This window comes from Streptomyces sp. NPDC091416 (assembly GCF_044756845.1).
Taxonomy (GTDB): Bacteria; Actinomycetota; Actinomycetes; order Streptomycetales; family Streptomycetaceae; genus Streptomyces.
In genome coordinates, this window is sequence record NZ_JBIVTU010000001.1 from 610,512 (window position 1) to 627,261 (window position 16,750).

A 16,750-nucleotide genomic window follows, 5' to 3' on the forward strand; every position below is an offset into this window, starting at 1 on the left:
GTGTTTCGAGTACGCAGCGGAAGCCCCCGCCGCGCTTGTCCGTCTTCTCAGCCGGTACTGCCGTCGGACACCCAAGGGCTGTCGGCGCTCCGCACCGCTCCGGACCGTCCCTCGCCTCCCAGGTCCGGTGTCTCGCGCAGGTTCGCAAGGATGCGTCTCAGGGCTTCCATGGCCGGCAGATGCGTCAGCCCCTCCGAGAGGGGCAGATGAGAGGGGCAGAACCACACGCAGTGAGCCGGGTGACCCGCCCAGTCATCCGGATGTGTCTCTGAGGGCCGGAAGCTCACGAGGGTGAAGTCCTCGTACTCGAGGCCTGAATGCTGGTGCGGAACACGACATATGTCGCAGGACGGCGGCATCATCGGGCGCTCTCACTCTCTGACGGGTCGGCCATGGCTCGCCGCTCACAGTAGCGATCCACAGAAGCTGAGCCAGAGCCGCTTCACGCGAGCACAGCCACCTGTCCAACCAGGGAGGCGCACCGCGGGCCCTCGCTGTAAACCTTGTCGCAGGCCACGCCGTCCGGCTTCTTCCGAGGTCTGCCCGGACCGGTCCGGGGGACACGAATCTCTGCAGCACAAGCTCGAACTGCGAGCAGTCGGCTCGCTGTCCCGCGGTGAGGACGAGGGACAGCGGGCGGCAGCGGCCATCCACGCCAGGTGGACCTTGCTGGTGAACCCACCGCGCGAGCGGCCCAGGCCCTCGCCTCCAGCACCACCTCCGCCAAGCGGACGACGAGGCTCTGCCACGGCGTCTCGTTCTGGTGTTCTGCCGGCCCAGCCCCTTGTGGGGCAAGGGCCCGCGGCAGATCTTTGCGAGCGTCGGCCGCGTGCTGATGAGCCCGGACGATCGTGGAGCCCACAGAGACGTCCCAATCGATCTCACCGGCCGCCTCCGCCTCAGCCTGGATCTGCTGGAGCAAGCGCTCCCACGTTCCGTCCGCGGACCACAGCCGGTGGCGCTCGTAGACCGTCCTCGACGGGCCGAACCGCTCGGGCAGGTCGCGTCAGTGCGCGCAGGTCCACACTCGGTGAGGCGTGTCACCAACGTCCCCGGACAACACACCTAGGCCGACAACGAAGGCGACCCCGACTGGGTCGTCGCGGTCGACCCCACCATCGTCCGTGACCATCAGCACGTTGCCGGGGCCCGGTCGGTGAGTCGCCCGGTCCTGCGCTCGGCCACTCGTGGCGAGCCGGGGTACTGGGGCCTTCGCCCGGCACGCAGGTCCCTTCCGGACGCGGAGGTCGGATGCCTCGGCGGCTGCCGGTCTCAGGAGCAGGGGATGACGAAGTTGTCGAAGGAACGCTCGGCAGTGAGCACGCGGTCGTCCCCGTAGTAGGGGCCGGTCTGCTCGTAGTGCACATCGAGGCGGTAGGTCCCGCACGTGATCGCTTCGTTCATGGCGCCCAGGCTGGTGTGGTAACTGCGGGACACCAGCGTCCAGATCTTGAAGCGTCCCTCTGAAGGACCCTGCTGCCCTGGGGTCGGCTTGATGCGGACCGTTGCAGTCGCGCCGGCCGGGTAGTTGTCGCTGGCGGAGTACCAGATTCCCCAATCCCGGTAGGTGGTCTTACTGGTTTCGATGGTGAAGTGATAGTCGCCCTGACGGTCGAGAACATCGACGCAGGTGCGGAGATCGGTGTACGTGGTGCCGCCCTGGCCGTAGAACCCCTCCCAGGGGGTGCAATGACTGCCGACCGCGGCGGTGCCCCCGTCATCGGCCGACGCGGCGGCGGGGGCGGCAAGACCGAAGGCGGCCAGGGCGACGGTCGCGGCGATGGCGCGAGTAAAACGCTTGACCCTCATGATGTCCTCTCTGTCCGTCAGATGCCGCGGCATACGCAGCAGTACCTGAAACGACCGGAGGACTGATCAGGTGATGCTTCCTTGGGGTGAAGACTGGATCGAACGGGTGATGTGGCGGTATTCGGGGAACCAACGCTGACGGCCGGTGCGCTCCAGGCGGAACCAGCCGGGCATCACGGCACCAGCCGGGCATCACGGCAAAGGCGATCGGGCTCGCCGTCCACATCCAGTCCCTGCCCGCCCCTGAACGGACCCGCCGTAACGACAGGGGCCCGGCACCGCGAGCTGCTCGCGGTGCCGGGCCCCTGCCCCTGCTTTGGTGCGGTACGTCAGGAGGAGTCGCCACGCGGGAAGGAGACCTCCACGCGGCGGTTCTTCTTGCGGCCCTCTTCAGTGGCGTTGCTGGCGATCGGGTACTGCTCGCCGTAGCCGCGGATCTCGAAGGTGACACTCGAACCCGTGGACTTCACCAACACCGACTGCACGGCATTGGCGCGCTGCTTGGAGAGCACGTCACCGTGCGCGGAGGAGCCGAGGTTGTCGGTGAAGCCGAAGACGCGCACCTTGGTGGCGTTCTGCTTCTTGATCTCGGCGCCGATCGCGGCGATTCGGGAGTTGGCAGCGGGGCTCAGCTTGGCACTGTCCTTGCCGAACAGAACCTCGGCCTGGAGCGCGAACTTGATGTCCGCGTTCGTGTCCTCGCGTCGTTCCTCGCCGCCCTCGTCCTCGACGACCTGGATGATGTCGAGAACCTTGCCCGGAGCGAGGGTTCCGCCCTCGGGCATCTTGAGGTCGGGGTCGCTGCTGTCGAGCTTGACGGGCGGTTCGGACGAGGCCTCCGTGCCCGGAGGAACGCTCGGACCGTCGTCTGCCAGGGCCGTCGTCGCACCGAGGACCGTGGTGCCCGCCAGCAGTACCGCTACAGCAAGCGCCCGCCCTGCACGATGGCTTGGCCGGCGCGGTGCGCGAATGGAGTTCATGTCGGCCATCACCCAGAGATCTTCAGCGAAGTGGTGGCAAACGTGGGCAGCGTGAAGTCGACTTCGGTGCTGGTTTCCGGCGGCGCCGGGAACTGCATGAAGACAGGCGTCGACTTGCCCGGCTGCAGCGGAAGAATCCCCGTGGTGCACAGGCAGCGCGAATCCGTGTCGCGAAGGATGTAGTAGCGCTTCTTGCCGGCCTTGTCGACCAGCGTGGCCCCAGCGACAGAGTTCGGGTTCTTCGCTACGACAGCGCTCTCGGCGCCCACCCAACCAGCCGAGTTCTTGGGCTGGTCGCTCTCGTTCTTGATCTCGCCCTGAACCGTGATGAAGCCGCCGGAGTCACGCTTCACCTGCTGGATGACGAGAGTCAGCCCGCCTTGGCCCTTGATCTCTGCGAGCTTCGCATTCGGGTCCACGTTGTCCCCTGCGGCGGTGTCGCCCCCAGCCCCCTTGTCTCCGTCGGAAGGCTTCGCGGACGACGAAGAGCCGGAGTCCCCCGTCTTACCCCCTTCATCGCCGCCACAACCGGTGACGACGAGGGCCAGAGCTGCAGCCAAGGAGGCAACAGCCACTGCCCTTCGGGACTTCGTGGTGCGCCGAATACTCATGGATTCAGGTTCCTTTACTCGTCGTTCGCTGTCAGTCGTCGATCAAATGCACGGCAAAGATCAGCTTGCTCAGGCCTGCCAAGGGGTCACTGCTACCCAGATCGATCGGGACATCCCGTCCGTCGCAAACGAGGGTGACGATGGGAAGATCCGCCGAACCGCCGGAATCGCCCCCGTCATCCCCACCGACTCCGGAGTCCGGAAGATCCTTGACCTTCGGGCCGCAGCGGAACTCGATCACTGCGGTCGCCGTAGCCGTAGCACGCTTGTTCTCCGTGCCAGGAATGACGGAATCACCCACTGTGTAACGAGTCTTGACCTTGGCTGTAACCCGGTCCTGCCAATAGCCCGGCCGCCAATAGAAATCAATGACGTCCGACCGGTTGTCAGATGCAAGCTGCATAGCTTTCCCGCGGCCCGCCTGGAAGTACTGGTACGTCGCCAGAAACTCATTCAGGCCGTTTGGCTCCCGAAGCGCCTGGAGAAGCGGCGGTGTCAACCCGTCCCGAGCATCCTGGGCAGCAGCAAGCGCGGCGGCATCCGCCGCACCCTGAGCACCGTTCCGCGTGGCGGAGGCCTTGCCGACAGCAAAGAACGCGAACGCGAGGAAGAGCAGGCCCGCCACCATCACAATGTAGATGGGGAAGGCCTGCCCTGCGTCGCTACGTTTGCGCGGCGCCACTAGCCGGCGGTGATCGAGTCCACCAGACCCGTGATGCGAGTCGTGATCGCCCCACCGATACCCGAGGCCACCATGCCACCGATGATCGCGACGACCACCAGGATGATGCCGAGGTACTCGAAGGCCGTCTGACCGCGGTCCGACGTCTCGTAGCGCTTCTGGATCTTGGAGATTGCGGTGTTGGCCCAGCCGTTGACGCGGACGGCGGTCTTCAGGGTGATGTTCGACATGGTGATTCCCTCCAGGTTCGGCCGACCGCCTGCCGGCCGACTCGTAAGTTCCTTTGTTCTCGCTCCCGTTACCGGCTTCCTCCTGGCCGGTGCCGTTTGCGATACGAGAAACATACGGCGGAACACCATGCCCACCAGAGGGTCCCAGGGCCCATTCCCGGGCCCAATCGCCCAGTTGGGCCCTGGGTGCCCGGGACTGGGTCCTCGGGCCCTGACTCGCCACGCCTCGTTCGATCCCCCGATCAGCCATGACTACCTGTCCCTCCGCGCAGCAGGTCCAGCGGGCGATGCCGTGCCGAGCCAGCGGGCGATCGCCTCGCTGCGGCTGCCGCTGTGCAGTTTGGTGAAGATGCGGTTGATGTGGTTCTTGACCGTCTTCTCGCTGATGAAGCAGGTGGCGGCGATCTGCTGATTGCTCATGCCGGACGCGATCAGCTCCATGACCTCCACCTCCCTCGAACTCAGCCCGTACTGCTGCCTGTCAGGAGGCACTCCCGGCCGCCCAGTTACGGAAGACTGTGCCACACCTGATTGCATATGCGAAAGACCCTGCGCGGGAACAACCGTTCGCGCCCCAGGTGGGGCCTGTTGAGGCGCCGGCAGGGAAGTCGGCATATGTGCATACGCATCGTGTTGCTGTGGCGATCCCGGCACGCGGCCGTCATAGCCGGGCTGCTGATACGGAACACCTGAGGTCAGCGCCGTGCCCAGACCCTCCGGCAGCACCGAGCCCTGCGGCCCGGGCCCCTGGCGCATATGGGCCAGGAGCGCGTTCGCCGCTGTGGCGGTGAAGTGGGCCCGGCCGCTCTGCGTGTCACGTACGGCCTGCACCAGCTGATCCGCGGTGAACTCTCCGTGCACCAGGTACCCGCCCGCCCCCAGCCGGAGCGCCTCGTGGACGATCTCGCTCTCACGGCTGTAGGTCAGCATCATCACGGGCGCGACCTGGACCAGGTGCGGCAGCGCGGAGATGCCGTCCACGCCCGGCATGCGGACGTCGAGCAGCACGACGTCCGGGCGGTGCTGGACGGCCATGTCGTAGGCCTGACGGCCGTCCGCGGCCTCGGCGACGACTTCGATGTCGCTGCGGCCGGACAGCAGGGCACCGAGCCCGGCCCGGACCACGGGGTTGTCGTCGGCGACGACGACCCTCATCGGCCGTGGAGCGGGAAAGCCGGGGGCAGGAGGGAAAGCGGGCATGGTTCCGGATGCCGCGGCCTGCTCAGGAACGGGGAACCCTGGGGAGCTGGATTCGGAAGTGACCGGTGTGCCATGCGAGGACGTGTGCTGGGAAGCGTGGTGCTGTGCGGCCCAGTTCTGGCCCGAGGCACGGGAGACGTCGTCCGACATTCTGCGACCTCCTCTCGTGTTTCTGTGGGGACGGATGGTGGGGGGGGGTCAGTCGAGCGGTACAGCGGGTGTTTGGACCAGGGCGGCCATCGGCAGTTCCAGGCGGACTTCCGTGCCGGTGACCGCCTTGCCCTTGCCGATGCGGATGCGGGCGCCGATGGACGCGGCGCGTTCGACCATGCCGACAAGGCCGAAGTGGCCGGCCCGCCTGAGGTCGTCGAGCGTGACGCCGGCGGGCAGGCCGCGCCCGTCGTCGTACACGGTGATCCTCAGGACATCGCCCTTCACTCCGGCGAGCACAACGAGGTAGGTGGGGTGGGCGTGGCGGTTGGCGTTCTCCATCGCCTCGGAGGCGATGGTGAGCAGTTGCCGGGCCACGACCTGGGGCACGGGCGGGACAGGAGTCTCGTTGAGCAGCCGGAAGCTCGCGGTGAGGCCGTGACGTCGGGTGAAGTCGTCAGCGCGTGCCTGGAGTTCCGCCACGACGTCGATTCCGCCGTCGAGGCCCGACTCGCGCCGCAGGTCGGACAGCAGCTCGCGCGACTCCGCCGCCGCGCGGCGTGCGGACCGGGCGACGAGCTCGGCCTGGTGCTTGACGGTCAGCGGGTCCATCCGGTCGGAGGAGCTGGCCAGGCCGTCGGCGGCCATGGCCAGACCGTGCAGCGTCTTGGCCACGGAGTCATGCATCTCCCTGGCCAGACGCGTGCGTTCGCCTTCGATGGCCTCGCTCACGGCCAGGCGTGCGCGGGTCTCGGTGAGGGCTTGACTCGCCGTACCGAAGCGGAGCAGCAGGTTGCGCAAGGTGACGCCGACCGCGCCGGCGATCACGCAGAATCCGGGGAGCAGCAGGGCCGTGGCCTCGCTGGCCTCCAGTTTCGAGTCGGTGCCGTACACGCCGAAGATGATCAGCGTTTGAAGCGCGGCAAAGATCGCCGCACCGCGCCATCCGTAGACAAGCCCGGCAAGCAGTGGCGTACAGACCGTGACGTACGCCAGGGTGGATTCCGGTGTGGCGGTGATCAGCAGCAGGGCACCGAAGAATGCGTCGATTCCGAGCAGCCAGGGGTAGCGCAGGAAGAGCGGGCCGAAGCGCTCCCAGTCCCGGAAGAGGACGTAGGAGCCCATGAAGGTGACGAGAATGGCCGCGCCGATCAGCCACGTGGCGAGGCCGGGTGCGGTGCGGTCGATCGCGAACGGCGTCGCTATGGCCGTCATCGCCAGGCGGAAACCGAAGACCTGACGGCACATGGCCTGGAGCGCGTTGAGCTGGATCGTGAAGGCCGGCTGCGCGCCCGGGTTCGCGAGCGCCTGGCGTACCTCGCTCGTCAACCCCGGTTGAGAGTCGCTCAGTTGGAATGCCATGCGCCTGTCACCTCCTCGAGCTCGTCATTCTCGTCATCTTCTTCATGCGGGTCATCACTTGATGAAGGAGAAGTCGACGTTGGCGCCGTAGACGAATCCGACCGTCAGCATGACCAGCGTTCCGGGAAGCAGGAACGAGGTGACCGCGAAGGTGGCCTTCGGGACGGCCTTGGCCGCCTTCCGCCGCGCGTTCTGCGCGTCGGTGCGGCGCATGTCGTTGGCGATCTGGATCAACGTTTCGACGATCGGCGCACCCAGTTCCTCGCCCTGCTGGAGTGTGGTCACGAACATGGCGACCTGCTCCGAGTCGTTGCGCTTACGCAGCTCCTCGAAGGCCTGGCGGCGGCTTACACCCATGTCCATCTGGCGGAGGGTGATGCGGAGCTCGTCCGCCCAAGGGCCCTCGTACTTCTCGGCGACGCGTTCCAGCGCCTGGCGGAAGCCGAGTCCCGCCGAGACGACGACCGCGAGAACGTCGAGGAAGTCGGGGAGCGTGCGTTCGATGTGGTCCTTGCGGACGCGGACCGCCGACCAGATGCCGACCTCCACCCAGAAGGCACCGAAGGCGAGGAGCAGGATGGAGACGAAGATCTGGCCACGCATGAGGGTCGACAGAGCGCCGAACACGCCGAGTGCCCCGTAGACCGCACGCCGGGCCGCGTAACGGTCGATGGTGAGGCCGCCGGGGTTACCCGCCATGTCGATCTGGTGGCGCTTCTTGTTGACGGCCTTGGGGCCCATCATCCTGAGCACCGCCGGTGCCCACCGCATGCCCATCCGGTCGATGCCGGAGCCGACCGCGCTGGTGCGCGTGGCGCCGACCTCCAGGGCGACGGCCAGGTCGCCGGGCAGCTTGGCGTCGGCACGGTACATCCGGATGCCGGCGATCGCTCCGTACACGGCAAGACCTACAACGAGTGCGAGCAACAAATCCATGTCCGCTCCTCCCCTCAGACGTCGATACGGGACAGGCGGCGGATCACGATGAATCCGATCGCGTACAGGACGAGCGAGACGATGACCGCGACCTGGCCGATGAACGCACCGGTCATACGGTCGAGGGCGCCCGGCATCACGGCGTTCATCAGGAGCATGGCGCCGATGCCGAAGCCCGGGACCGCGTAGGCGGTGACGGTGACCTGTGAGAGCTGCGTCTTGACCTCACGACGGGTCTCCTTGCGCTCCTCCAGCGTCTCGGTGAGGTTGCGCAGGGAGCTGACGACCGTACCGCCGGCCCGGTTGGAGAGCACGAGGGTCGTGACCAGGACGACGAGTTCGCGTGACGGCAGCCGCTCGGTCAGCTCGCTCATGGCGTCCTCGAGTGATTCGCCGACGCTGAGGCGGCGGGCAACCCGGGCGAGCTCCTCACCCGCGGGGTCTTCCAGCTCATCGGCCGCCATGGAGAGCGCGGTACGCAGCGCGAGCCCGGCCTGGGTGGCGTTGGCGAGGATGCGGGAGAGCTCGGGGAGCTGGTTGATGAAGCGCTCGGTGCGCTTGGTCCGCTGGTAGTTCAGGAAGGCGTTGGTGCCCCAGAGCCCGACCAGTGCGGCGACCGGGCCGAAGAAGGAGGCCAGGATCGACGAGGCCGCCATCCAGAGGCCCGCCATGGCGATCAGCGCGTAGACGAAGAACTCGCCGGGCGTGATCTCCAGGCCGGTGGCAGCGAGCTTCAGCTCGATCCTGCGGCCCAGCCCGGTCTTGCGGAGCCTGCGGTCGACGCCCTGGAAGCGGCGGTGGCGTCCAACGGCCTGTATCTGGCCGGTGTGCGAGAGGCGGTCGACGAGAGCGTCGCGGTCGGCCTTGCCACCGGCGTACGCGTGCAGACCCGTGACGCCGAGCACGCCGCAGACGAGCGTGACGCCGATCGTGAGGAGGGGGAGATTGGTCATGGCGCGGTACCTACTTGGCCTCTCGGGTGGCGAGCTGTTCGTCGGACGAGGCGACACCGAAGGCCTGGGGAATGGGCTGGCTGGCCATGTAGAGGCGTTCGGCGATCTTGCGCGGGAGCGGAAGGTACTGGAACTGGCCGTAGATCCGCCCGTCGGCGGCCATCGGCTGGGGAATGAAGCGGGCGACGCTGACGATGCGGTAGTTGTCGCGGCCGTGCGAGTCGAGGATCGCGATCTCGGTGATCTTTCGGCCACCGTCCGCGTGCCGGGTGAGCTGGACGATCACGTCCACGGCGCTGTTGATCTGGTCGTGCAGGGCCTCGAAGGGGATCTTGATCTCCGACATGGAGGCCAAAGTCTGCAGACGCATCAGCGCGTCCTCGGCGTTGTTGGCGTGGACGGTGGCGAGCGAGCCGTCGTGGCCGGTGGACATCGCCTGGAGCATGTCGAGCGACTCGCCGCCTCGGACCTCACCGACCACGATGCGGTCGGGACGCATACGCAGGGAGTTGCGGACCAGGTCGCGGATCGAGATCTGGCCCTTGCCCTCCACGTTGGCCGGCCGTGATTCCAGCCGGATGACGTGGTTCTGCTGGAGCTGGAGCTCGGCGGAGTCCTCGATGGTGATGATGCGCTCGTTGTTGGGGATCAGCCCGGAGAGCGCGTTGAGCAGGGTCGTCTTGCCGGTGCCGGTGGCGCCGGAGACGATGATGTTGAGCTTCGCCTGGACGAGGCCCGAGAGCAGGATCAGCATCTGCTCGTCGAGCGAACCGAAGTTGATCATCTCCTGGAGGGTGAAGGCCCTCGGGAACCGTCGGATCGTGAGCGTGGCGCCGGTCAGCGCGAGCGGCGGGATGATCACGTTGACACGCTCGCCGCTGGGGAGGCGGGCGTCCACCATCGGGTTGGACTCGTCCACGCGCCGGTTGACGGTCGAGACGATGCGCTCGATGGTCTGCATCAGCTGTTCGTGCGAGCCGAAACGCATCGGGAGCTGTTCGACCTTGCCGCTGCGCTCGACGAAGATCTGGTCCGGCCCGTTCACCATGATTTCGGTGATGGACGCGTCTTCGAGCAGCGGTTCCAGGATGCCGAGGCCGAGGGCCTCGTCGACGACCCGGCGGATCAGCTGCGTCCGTTCGGCGGTCGAGAGGACCGGCCCTTCGCGGCTGATGATGTGCCCGAGTACGCGCTCCAGGCGGGCCCGCCGGTCGGCTGCGGCCAGCGAGGACATCTCCGCGAGGTCGATCTCCTCAAGCAGCTTGGCCCGGTAGGAGGCGACCATGTGGCCGTCCTCCCGCCCTCCGGCTTGCTCCTCGGGGGCGGTGATGCGTGCCCGCAGGCTCATTGTGCTGACTCCTCGGTCCGGCTTGCCGGTGTGGTGCGGTGTGGGTGGGTCGGTCGCTCCGCGCTATTCGCGGGGCATGGTGGAACTGCGGGTGGCGGTTCCGAAGTCGTCGACCCACGGGATGATCGAAGGGATCTTGACCTTGGCGGTGTAGGTCACGGTGTCGGCCCCGTACGAGGGAACGAAATAGGCGTTGCCGTGCTTGGAGATCCAGCTGCTCATGGCGCGGTGACCAGCCAGGGTCGGCGGTATGTCCGGCAGATCGTGGCTGGCGGTACGCGCAGCCGCCCGGGCACCAGTACCTGCCTGGTTGGCCGCGTATGCCGCGATGCCCAGCTGGATGGCGCAGAGGCCGACCAGCAGCAGCAGCGGGACGAACCCCATGTACTCGAAGGCGACCTGTCCGCGGTCGCGGGCAGAGCGTCGCTTGTTCCCTGTCATGAATCAGCCCTCCTTCGCCGAGGCCGCTTCGCCGGTGACCTTCGGCCCCCAGTCGAGTACTCCGGGCACCAGCACGGGCACGGTGAGGCGGACCTGCACCTTGTACAGGCCGGGCTCGAACCCGCTGTTGCAGCTGAATCGGGCCTTGCCCTGCCACGCGCTCGGCAGGTCCTCCCGCCCGGCCTCTTCGCAGGCGGCCGACTGCCTCCACTGCGACCCGTTCCCCGCCCGCGCCGCCACGTCCGCCGCGTTCCCTGCCAGAATGAACGTGTAGCCGAACAGCGCGCACTGCCACAGCGCGATGAGCATCAGGATGATCAGTGGCGTAACCCCGACGAACTCGATCGCGGTCTGTCCGCGGTCACGGCCGCGGTCACGCCTCCTGCCTATCCGGGTTTCCGCCCTCTCGGTGGTCACCATGGATCAACCTGCCCCCTCAGTCGTTTTTGCCGCGGCCCGCGGAATCGCCCCGCCTGCGCGAGCGCCCGATCGAACCCCGGTCGTTCTTGTACTTGCCACTGCCTTCCGCCCCGGCGGGGACCTTCACCAGGCCCAGCTCACCCGCCAGAGCCCAGAGCGCCTGCTTGACGACGCTCTTCGAGTCGAGTTCGTGCATGCGGCCGGCGTCGACCGCGCCCTGAAGTTCCTTGAAGTTGGCGGGGATCGCCGTGCCCGCGATCCGGGTCCCGGTGATCTTCTGGATCAGCGGGGGCTGGATCTCGGTGTTGCGGCTGTAGCGGTTGACGAGCGTGGTCGTCTCCTCCGCCTTGCGGATCTGGAGGCGGTCCCACATCCGTACGATGCGCTTCGCGCCGCGTACCGCGACCACGTCCGGCGTCGAGACCAGCAGGGCGACGTCGGCCATCTCGATGGCTGCCGCGTTGGCGCCGTTCATCTGGCTGCCGCAGTCGATGACCACGATCTCGTACCGCGAACGCAGTGCGCTGACGATCTGCCGGGCGGACCGGTCGCTGACCTCCTCGCCCCGTTCGCCCTCGCCGGGTGCCAGCAGCAGGGCGAGCCCGCTGGTGTGGCTGAACACGGCGTCGGCCAGGACGCGGGGCGAGATGTCGCTGATCGCGGCCAGGTCGACGATGGAGCGGCGGAACTGTACGTCCAGGAACGAGGCGATGTCCCCGGACTGCAGGTCCATGTCGACCAGGGCGACGGTGTGGCCGGAGGCCTGGGCCGCCAGGGCCAGCTGTACGGCGGTGACGGTCGCGCCGACGCCGCCCTTCGCGCCGCTGACGGTGACGACCGTACCGCCGGGGCCGGTGAAGACCTCGGCGCCCGCGCCCAGGTGGCGGCGGACTCCGACGGACCAGCCGGCGGCGGCCTGGACGCGCTGGGCCAGCTCCTCGTACGAGAGCGGCAGGCCGACCAGGCCGCGGGCGCCGGAGTCCATGGCTGCCGAGTAGAGCCCGGGGCTCGCGTCGGCGGTGACGAGCACGACCCCGACCGCCGGAAAGCGCAGGGCCACCTCCCGGATCAGCTCAAGGGCTGGAACCGGACCGATCCGCTCGTGCACCAGCACGACCTCGGGCAGCTCGTCCAGGGACTCGGCGGCGAGCCGGGCCAGGGTGTCGAGCAGCGCGGTGGAGTCACCCAGGGGCCCGGCCGGCTCCGCGTCGGGGAGCTGGCTGAGCAGTGTGGTGATGGATCGGGCGGCGTCGGCATCGCCGACAGCCGGGAGGATTCGTGTGCTCATCCGGTCCTCACTTGTTCTTGTCTTCGTCGAGGTTGTAGCTGCCCTCGCCCGGACGCAGGGTGGTCGGGCTGTCGTTCGGCAGCAGGGCCAGTCGGACGTGCTCGGCGAAGGACTCGGCGTAGGCGACGCGCTGCGCGTCGGTGGTGTCCAGGGCGAAGGTGATCGGCACGGCCTCGGTCGGGCCGCTGCGGGAGTCCTCCTTCGGGTCGAGGGAGGTCAGCTGGCCGACGTCGATGACCTTGGCGTTGGGCACGATGACGCGCGAGGTGGGCTGTTCCTTGTCGTTCTGGCCGCCGAAGGTCGCGTAGATGTTGACCAGGTTGCCCGGCCGGATCTTGCCGGCGACGCCGGTCGCGGCGTCGATCATGATGGCGATCTCCTGCTGCCCGCTCTCCAGCGCCGGGCGCTTGACGAGCATGTCCTCCTGGAGCAGCGAACCCTCGCGCAGCTTGGTGACCGCGATCTTGCCGTCCAGCACCGACAGGTCGGTGACGGCGTTCTTGGACAGCCAGCGCTTCGGCATCGAGACCTTCTCGAACTGCCCCGGGTCCAGCGGCCGGTAGGGAAGTATTTCCTTTTTGACCTGGTAGGCAGTCACCTCCGGCCCTACCTTCGAGTTCACATCACTGATCACCGAGAGCACACCGGCGAACGCGCCGAAGGCACAGAGGACCGAGAGAAGGAGAAGGATGACGCCGCGGCGTTGCCGTGAGTTCATGAGCGGAGCAACCTCGTTGAGAGACGTGGGCCGATGAGCGGACAGAGGGGCGGAGCGGGGTCGGGCCGTCGCGGGTCACGCTCCGGCGTCCGCCCGCAGGGATGCGGGCCGGCGCCGTACGCGGTTCACCGGGCTGTGGGTGCAGCAGCGGCACACCGCCGTCGCGGTGGCTCACGACCCGTGGTGCATGGGTGTTCCTTGGTTCAGGACACCGGAACCGTGCGTTTGGTTCTCCGGAGGCTTCAACGGGGCCGAGCACAGGCCGCAACGGTCGCCGATGAGTTCATTTCCGCACCAAGTGCAGACCTCCCTGCGAACCGAAGAAACCAGCTGATAAATCAGTGAGATATCGGGCAGAAAGGCAGCGAATTCGATCATTTTCGGAGTACCCCACCAAGGGGGCGAATCCGCAGGCAATGCAACCTCGTGCACGGCCTGCACCTGCCAGGCCGGAGCGATCGTGGAAGTCACCCAGTCCGACTGCAACTGCCCTTTGGCTACGAGCAGATGGGTCGAGAACTCGGGGCCCGTGAGGTCTCCCGAGCCGATCTTGATCAGCTGGGGGTTCGGGTTGGCCAGCACACCGAACTGCGAGCCCGGCACCCATGACTTCGCGTGGGCCTTCAGGCTGACGGGCACCCGGTCCAGCTTGGTGACCGAGTTCAGCAGCGCCCCGGCGTGGATGTAGTGGGAGAGCAGCCGTGCGGCCGAGGCGACGACTCCGGCACTGAAGTCACAGATGGACAACTGCCGCAATTGACGCACCAGTACCGCCACACCCAAGGGGGGCAGATCGGCCTTGATCAGTGCGATGCGGTCGCTCTCCAGCACCGAGCGGATCATGTGCAGCCGCCGCTCGTGGGCGACCGGGATGCTGGCGGGGTAGACCGCGATGACGTAGCCGTGCTGCTCCAGGAGCAGGTGCATATCGCTCAGCGCCTGGTCGAGCGGCTGCTCGTCGGGCGCCCTCAGGACCACCGCCGGAGGCGTCTGCTGATCGGTCGGAGGCAGCACGAGGTCAGCACTGGTCACTGCTATTGCTGTCGGCACGCTGTTCCCCGTTCGGCTCCGGCCGCCGCGTACCGCCGGCCGCAATCGCTCCTGCCAGGTGCTCCTTACTCGGGCGCTCCTGCCTCAGCACTTTATCCACGTCCGGGGAGGCAGAGAACACCTTTGGGGGCCCAGTGAGGCAGGGCTCACGAAGTCCGCACAGGGCTTTCGCCTGACAAATCATCTCAAGTGACTGGTAGTTAAATTCCGTACCATTCAGCGGCTTAGCCGCGCACGTCGAGATAATTCATGATCCTTTTCCGCTTCCGCGCACGTCAGAGCGCACGAGAGCGCCCAAACGCGGCGGTTATCGGTGTTTCCGGTGGGCCCACCGTGAACTCTGGGCCCGGATTGAGGCCCCCGGGCCTACGGCGCCGGCGCGACCGGGAGTGCCGATGCGCCCGCCCCACCGCGAGGCGATCCACGTCCCTCTCGGGAGTGAACGGACAGCGGAGCGCACACCCCCTGCCGTGCGGGCTGCCGTGCGGGCTGCCGTGCGGGATATTGCGGCCGGTCGCTGCCAGAGGTCTTGACAACTCGATTGGTCTGGACCAGTTTTATCGCCCAGCGGTGGCCACCGTTCCTCGATTCCACACCCAGCACTCCCCGTGCCGCACCCCCGGCATCCCCGTGTCGCTTCCCCGCCATCCCCGACTCCCCCACGGAGGCAGCAAGTGGAACGTTCCCCCGCCACCAGCCACAGACGGCGTCACACCCGCCCGCTCCTCGGCTCCGCCATGGCCGTCGTCGCCGCCGGCGCGCTGACCCTCACCGGTCTCGTCAGCAGCGCCGAGGCCGCCGACGTCAACGTCGCCAAGAACGCCGGGTTCGAGTCCGGCCTCGCCAACTGGACCTGCTCCGGCGGTTCCGGCGCCACCGTCTCCTCCCCCGTGCACGGCGGCACCGCGGCCCTCAAGGCGACGCCGGCCGGCCAGGACAACGCGAAGTGCACGCAGACCGTGGCCGTGAAGCCGAACTCGACGTACAGCCTCAGCTCCTGGGTCCAGGGCGGGTACGCCTACCTGGGCGCGAGCGGCACGGGCACCACCGACGTGTCGACCTGGACGCCCGGATCCAGCAGCTGGACCCAGCTCTCCACCAGCTTCAAGACCGGCCCCAGCACCACGTCCGTCACCGTGTACACGCACGGCTGGTACGGGCAGGCCGCGTACGTCGTCGACGACGTCTCGGTCACCGGCCCGGACGGCGGCGGCGGTACGGACCCCGGTCCGACGATCCCCGCGGCCCCCGCCGGTCTCGCCGTCGGCACGGCCACGCCCTCCTCCCTCGTCCTGTCCTGGAACGCGGTGTCCGGCGCGACCGGCTACAGCGTCTACAAGGACGGCGCCAAGGCCACCACCGCCACCGGGACCTCGGCGACCATCACGGGGCTGGCGGCCGACACGGCGTACCAGTTCTCCGTGACCGCCACCAACGCGGCCGGCGAGTCCGTGAAGTCCGCCACCGTCAGCGGCCGCACGGCCAAGTCCGGGGGCGGCGAGCCCAACCCCGGCACCTCCGTGCCCAAGCACGCGGTCACCGGCTACTGGCAGAACTTCAACAACGGCGCCACCGTGCAGAAGCTCAGCGACGTGCCCGCGAACTACGACATCATCGCGGTCTCCTTCGCCGACGCCACGGCCACGCCCGGCGCCGTCACCTTCAACCTGGACTCGGCTGGCCTGAACGGGTACACCGTCGACCAGTTCAAGGCCGACATCAAGGCGAAGCAGGCGGCCGGCAAGAACGTCATCATCTCGGTCGGCGGTGAGAAGGGTTCCGTCTCGGTCAACAGCGACGCCTCCGCCACCAACTTCGCCAACTCGCTCTACTCCCTCATCCAGGAGTACGGCTTCAACGGCGTCGACATCGACCTGGAGAACGGCCTCAACTCCACCTACATGACGAAGGCGTTGCGCTCGCTGTCGCAGAAGGCGGGCTCCGGCCTCGTCATCACGATGGCCCCGCAGACCATCGACATGCAGTCCACCTCGGGTGAGTACTTCAAGACGGCGCTGAACATCAAGGACATCCTGACCGTCGTCAACATGCAGTACTACAACAGCGGTTCGATGCTCGGCTGCGACGGCAAGGTCTACTCGCAGGGCTCGGTGGACTTCCTCACCGCCCTGGCGTGCATCCAGCTGGAGGGCGGCCTCGACCCGTCGCAGGTCGGCCTCGGTGTCCCCGCCTCCACCAGGGGCGCGGGCAGCGGATACGTGGCCCCGTCGGTCGTGAACGCGGCCCTGGACTGCCTCGCGAAGGGCACCGGCTGCGGTTCCTTCAAGCCGTCGAAGACCTACCCGGGCCTGCGCGGCGCGATGACCTGGTCGACCAACTGGGACGCCACGTCGGGCAACGCCTGGTCGAACGCGGTCGGCCCGCACGTCCACGGTCTTCCGTAACCTGCGTGACCTCCGCGACCTCCGTAACTTCCTTCTGAACGCATCCTGTTGCGCCTGACGCGCCACTGACCAGCAGCGCCGCCGCTCCCCCGGTGGCGCTGCTGCATGTGCGGGGACCGGCGGGCGTCCCGGGCATGTACCGGCCCCGCAACAGTGTGTCCGGGAGT

The 16,750-nt window shown here is 67.6% G+C and carries 16 protein-coding genes and 2 pseudogenes; 1 reads left to right on the forward strand and 17 read right to left on the reverse strand.

Translation table 11 applies throughout. The features are described from left to right. Nucleotides 1-493: 493 nt before the first annotated feature. The 17 genes and pseudogenes from ACIQMX_RS02510 to ACIQMX_RS02590 form a co-directional block, all read right to left on the reverse strand. Nucleotides 494-707, reverse strand: a pseudogene (locus ACIQMX_RS02510) (IS5/IS1182 family transposase); the annotation flags it as partial. A gap of 104 nt (nucleotides 708-811) precedes the next feature. After that, nucleotides 812-1,006 (reverse strand): annotated as a pseudogene (locus ACIQMX_RS02515) (transposase); the annotation flags it as partial. A 266-nt stretch (nucleotides 1,007-1,272) separates the two neighbouring features. Beyond that, nucleotides 1,273-1,809 (reverse strand): hypothetical protein, encoded by a 537-nt coding sequence (locus ACIQMX_RS02520; RefSeq protein WP_402474478.1) that lies wholly within the window; start codon nucleotides 1,807-1,809, stop codon nucleotides 1,273-1,275. 329 nt (nucleotides 1,810-2,138) lie between these two features. After that, entirely contained in the window at nucleotides 2,139-2,789 is a 651-nt protein-coding gene (locus tag ACIQMX_RS02525; protein ID WP_402474479.1) for an OmpA family protein, read from the reverse strand. A gap of 8 nt (nucleotides 2,790-2,797) precedes the next feature. Further along, complete coding sequence (locus ACIQMX_RS02530; protein ID WP_402474480.1) at nucleotides 2,798-3,400, reverse strand: hypothetical protein; 603 nt, start codon at nucleotides 3,398-3,400, stop codon at nucleotides 2,798-2,800. A 31-nt stretch (nucleotides 3,401-3,431) separates the two neighbouring features. Next, complete coding sequence (locus ACIQMX_RS02535; protein ID WP_402474482.1) at nucleotides 3,432-4,082, reverse strand: pilus assembly protein TadG-related protein; 651 nt, start codon at nucleotides 4,080-4,082, stop codon at nucleotides 3,432-3,434. Then, nucleotides 4,082-4,312: a hypothetical protein gene (locus tag ACIQMX_RS02540; RefSeq protein ID WP_402474483.1), complete on the reverse strand. Its 231-nt coding sequence runs from the start codon at nucleotides 4,310-4,312 to the stop codon at nucleotides 4,082-4,084. The genes ACIQMX_RS02535 and ACIQMX_RS02540 overlap by 1 nt, the downstream gene beginning before the upstream one ends. 252 nt (nucleotides 4,313-4,564) lie before the next feature. Continuing rightward, nucleotides 4,565-5,662, reverse strand: coding sequence for a response regulator transcription factor (locus ACIQMX_RS02545; protein WP_363075516.1), 1,098 nt, complete (start codon nucleotides 5,660-5,662; stop codon nucleotides 4,565-4,567). A 48-nt stretch (nucleotides 5,663-5,710) separates the two neighbouring features. Next, complete coding sequence (locus tag ACIQMX_RS02550; protein ID WP_402474485.1) at nucleotides 5,711-7,024, reverse strand: sensor histidine kinase; 1,314 nt, start codon at nucleotides 7,022-7,024, stop codon at nucleotides 5,711-5,713. Nucleotides 7,025-7,078: 54 nt separating this feature from the next. Continuing rightward, nucleotides 7,079-7,960, reverse strand: coding sequence for a DUF5936 domain-containing protein (locus ACIQMX_RS02555; protein WP_402474487.1), 882 nt, complete (start codon nucleotides 7,958-7,960; stop codon nucleotides 7,079-7,081). 14 nt (nucleotides 7,961-7,974) lie between these two features. Beyond that, nucleotides 7,975-8,913 (reverse strand): type II secretion system F family protein, encoded by a 939-nt coding sequence (locus ACIQMX_RS02560; protein WP_402474489.1) that lies wholly within the window; start codon nucleotides 8,911-8,913, stop codon nucleotides 7,975-7,977. A gap of 10 nt (nucleotides 8,914-8,923) precedes the next feature. Beyond that, nucleotides 8,924-10,261, reverse strand: coding sequence for a CpaF family protein (locus ACIQMX_RS02565; protein ID WP_306071486.1), 1,338 nt, complete (start codon nucleotides 10,259-10,261; stop codon nucleotides 8,924-8,926). Between the two features lie 63 nt (nucleotides 10,262-10,324). Further along, a complete protein-coding gene (locus ACIQMX_RS02570) occupies nucleotides 10,325-10,702 on the reverse strand; it encodes a TadE/TadG family type IV pilus assembly protein (protein WP_363075508.1) in 378 nt (125 codons plus the stop codon). Between the two features lie 3 nt (nucleotides 10,703-10,705). Further along, nucleotides 10,706-11,122, reverse strand: a complete 417-nt coding sequence (locus ACIQMX_RS02575; protein WP_402474492.1) for a TadE family protein — start codon at nucleotides 11,120-11,122, stop codon at nucleotides 10,706-10,708. A 16-nt stretch (nucleotides 11,123-11,138) separates the two neighbouring features. Continuing rightward, nucleotides 11,139-12,410, reverse strand: a complete 1,272-nt coding sequence (locus ACIQMX_RS02580) for an AAA family ATPase (RefSeq protein ID WP_363075504.1) — start codon at nucleotides 12,408-12,410, stop codon at nucleotides 11,139-11,141. A gap of 7 nt (nucleotides 12,411-12,417) precedes the next feature. Next, nucleotides 12,418-13,128 (reverse strand): Flp pilus assembly protein CpaB, encoded by a 711-nt coding sequence (cpaB, locus tag ACIQMX_RS02585; RefSeq protein WP_363075502.1) that lies wholly within the window; start codon nucleotides 13,126-13,128, stop codon nucleotides 12,418-12,420. A gap of 171 nt (nucleotides 13,129-13,299) precedes the next feature. Next, nucleotides 13,300-14,160, reverse strand: coding sequence for a hypothetical protein (locus ACIQMX_RS02590; RefSeq protein ID WP_402474494.1), 861 nt, complete (start codon nucleotides 14,158-14,160; stop codon nucleotides 13,300-13,302). A 755-nt stretch (nucleotides 14,161-14,915) separates the two neighbouring features. Here ACIQMX_RS02590 and ACIQMX_RS02595 point away from each other — a divergent pair. Continuing rightward, nucleotides 14,916-16,583: a chitinase gene (locus tag ACIQMX_RS02595; RefSeq protein ID WP_402475573.1), complete on the forward strand. Its 1,668-nt coding sequence runs from the start codon at nucleotides 14,916-14,918 to the stop codon at nucleotides 16,581-16,583. Nucleotides 16,584-16,750: the final 167 nt, after the last annotated feature.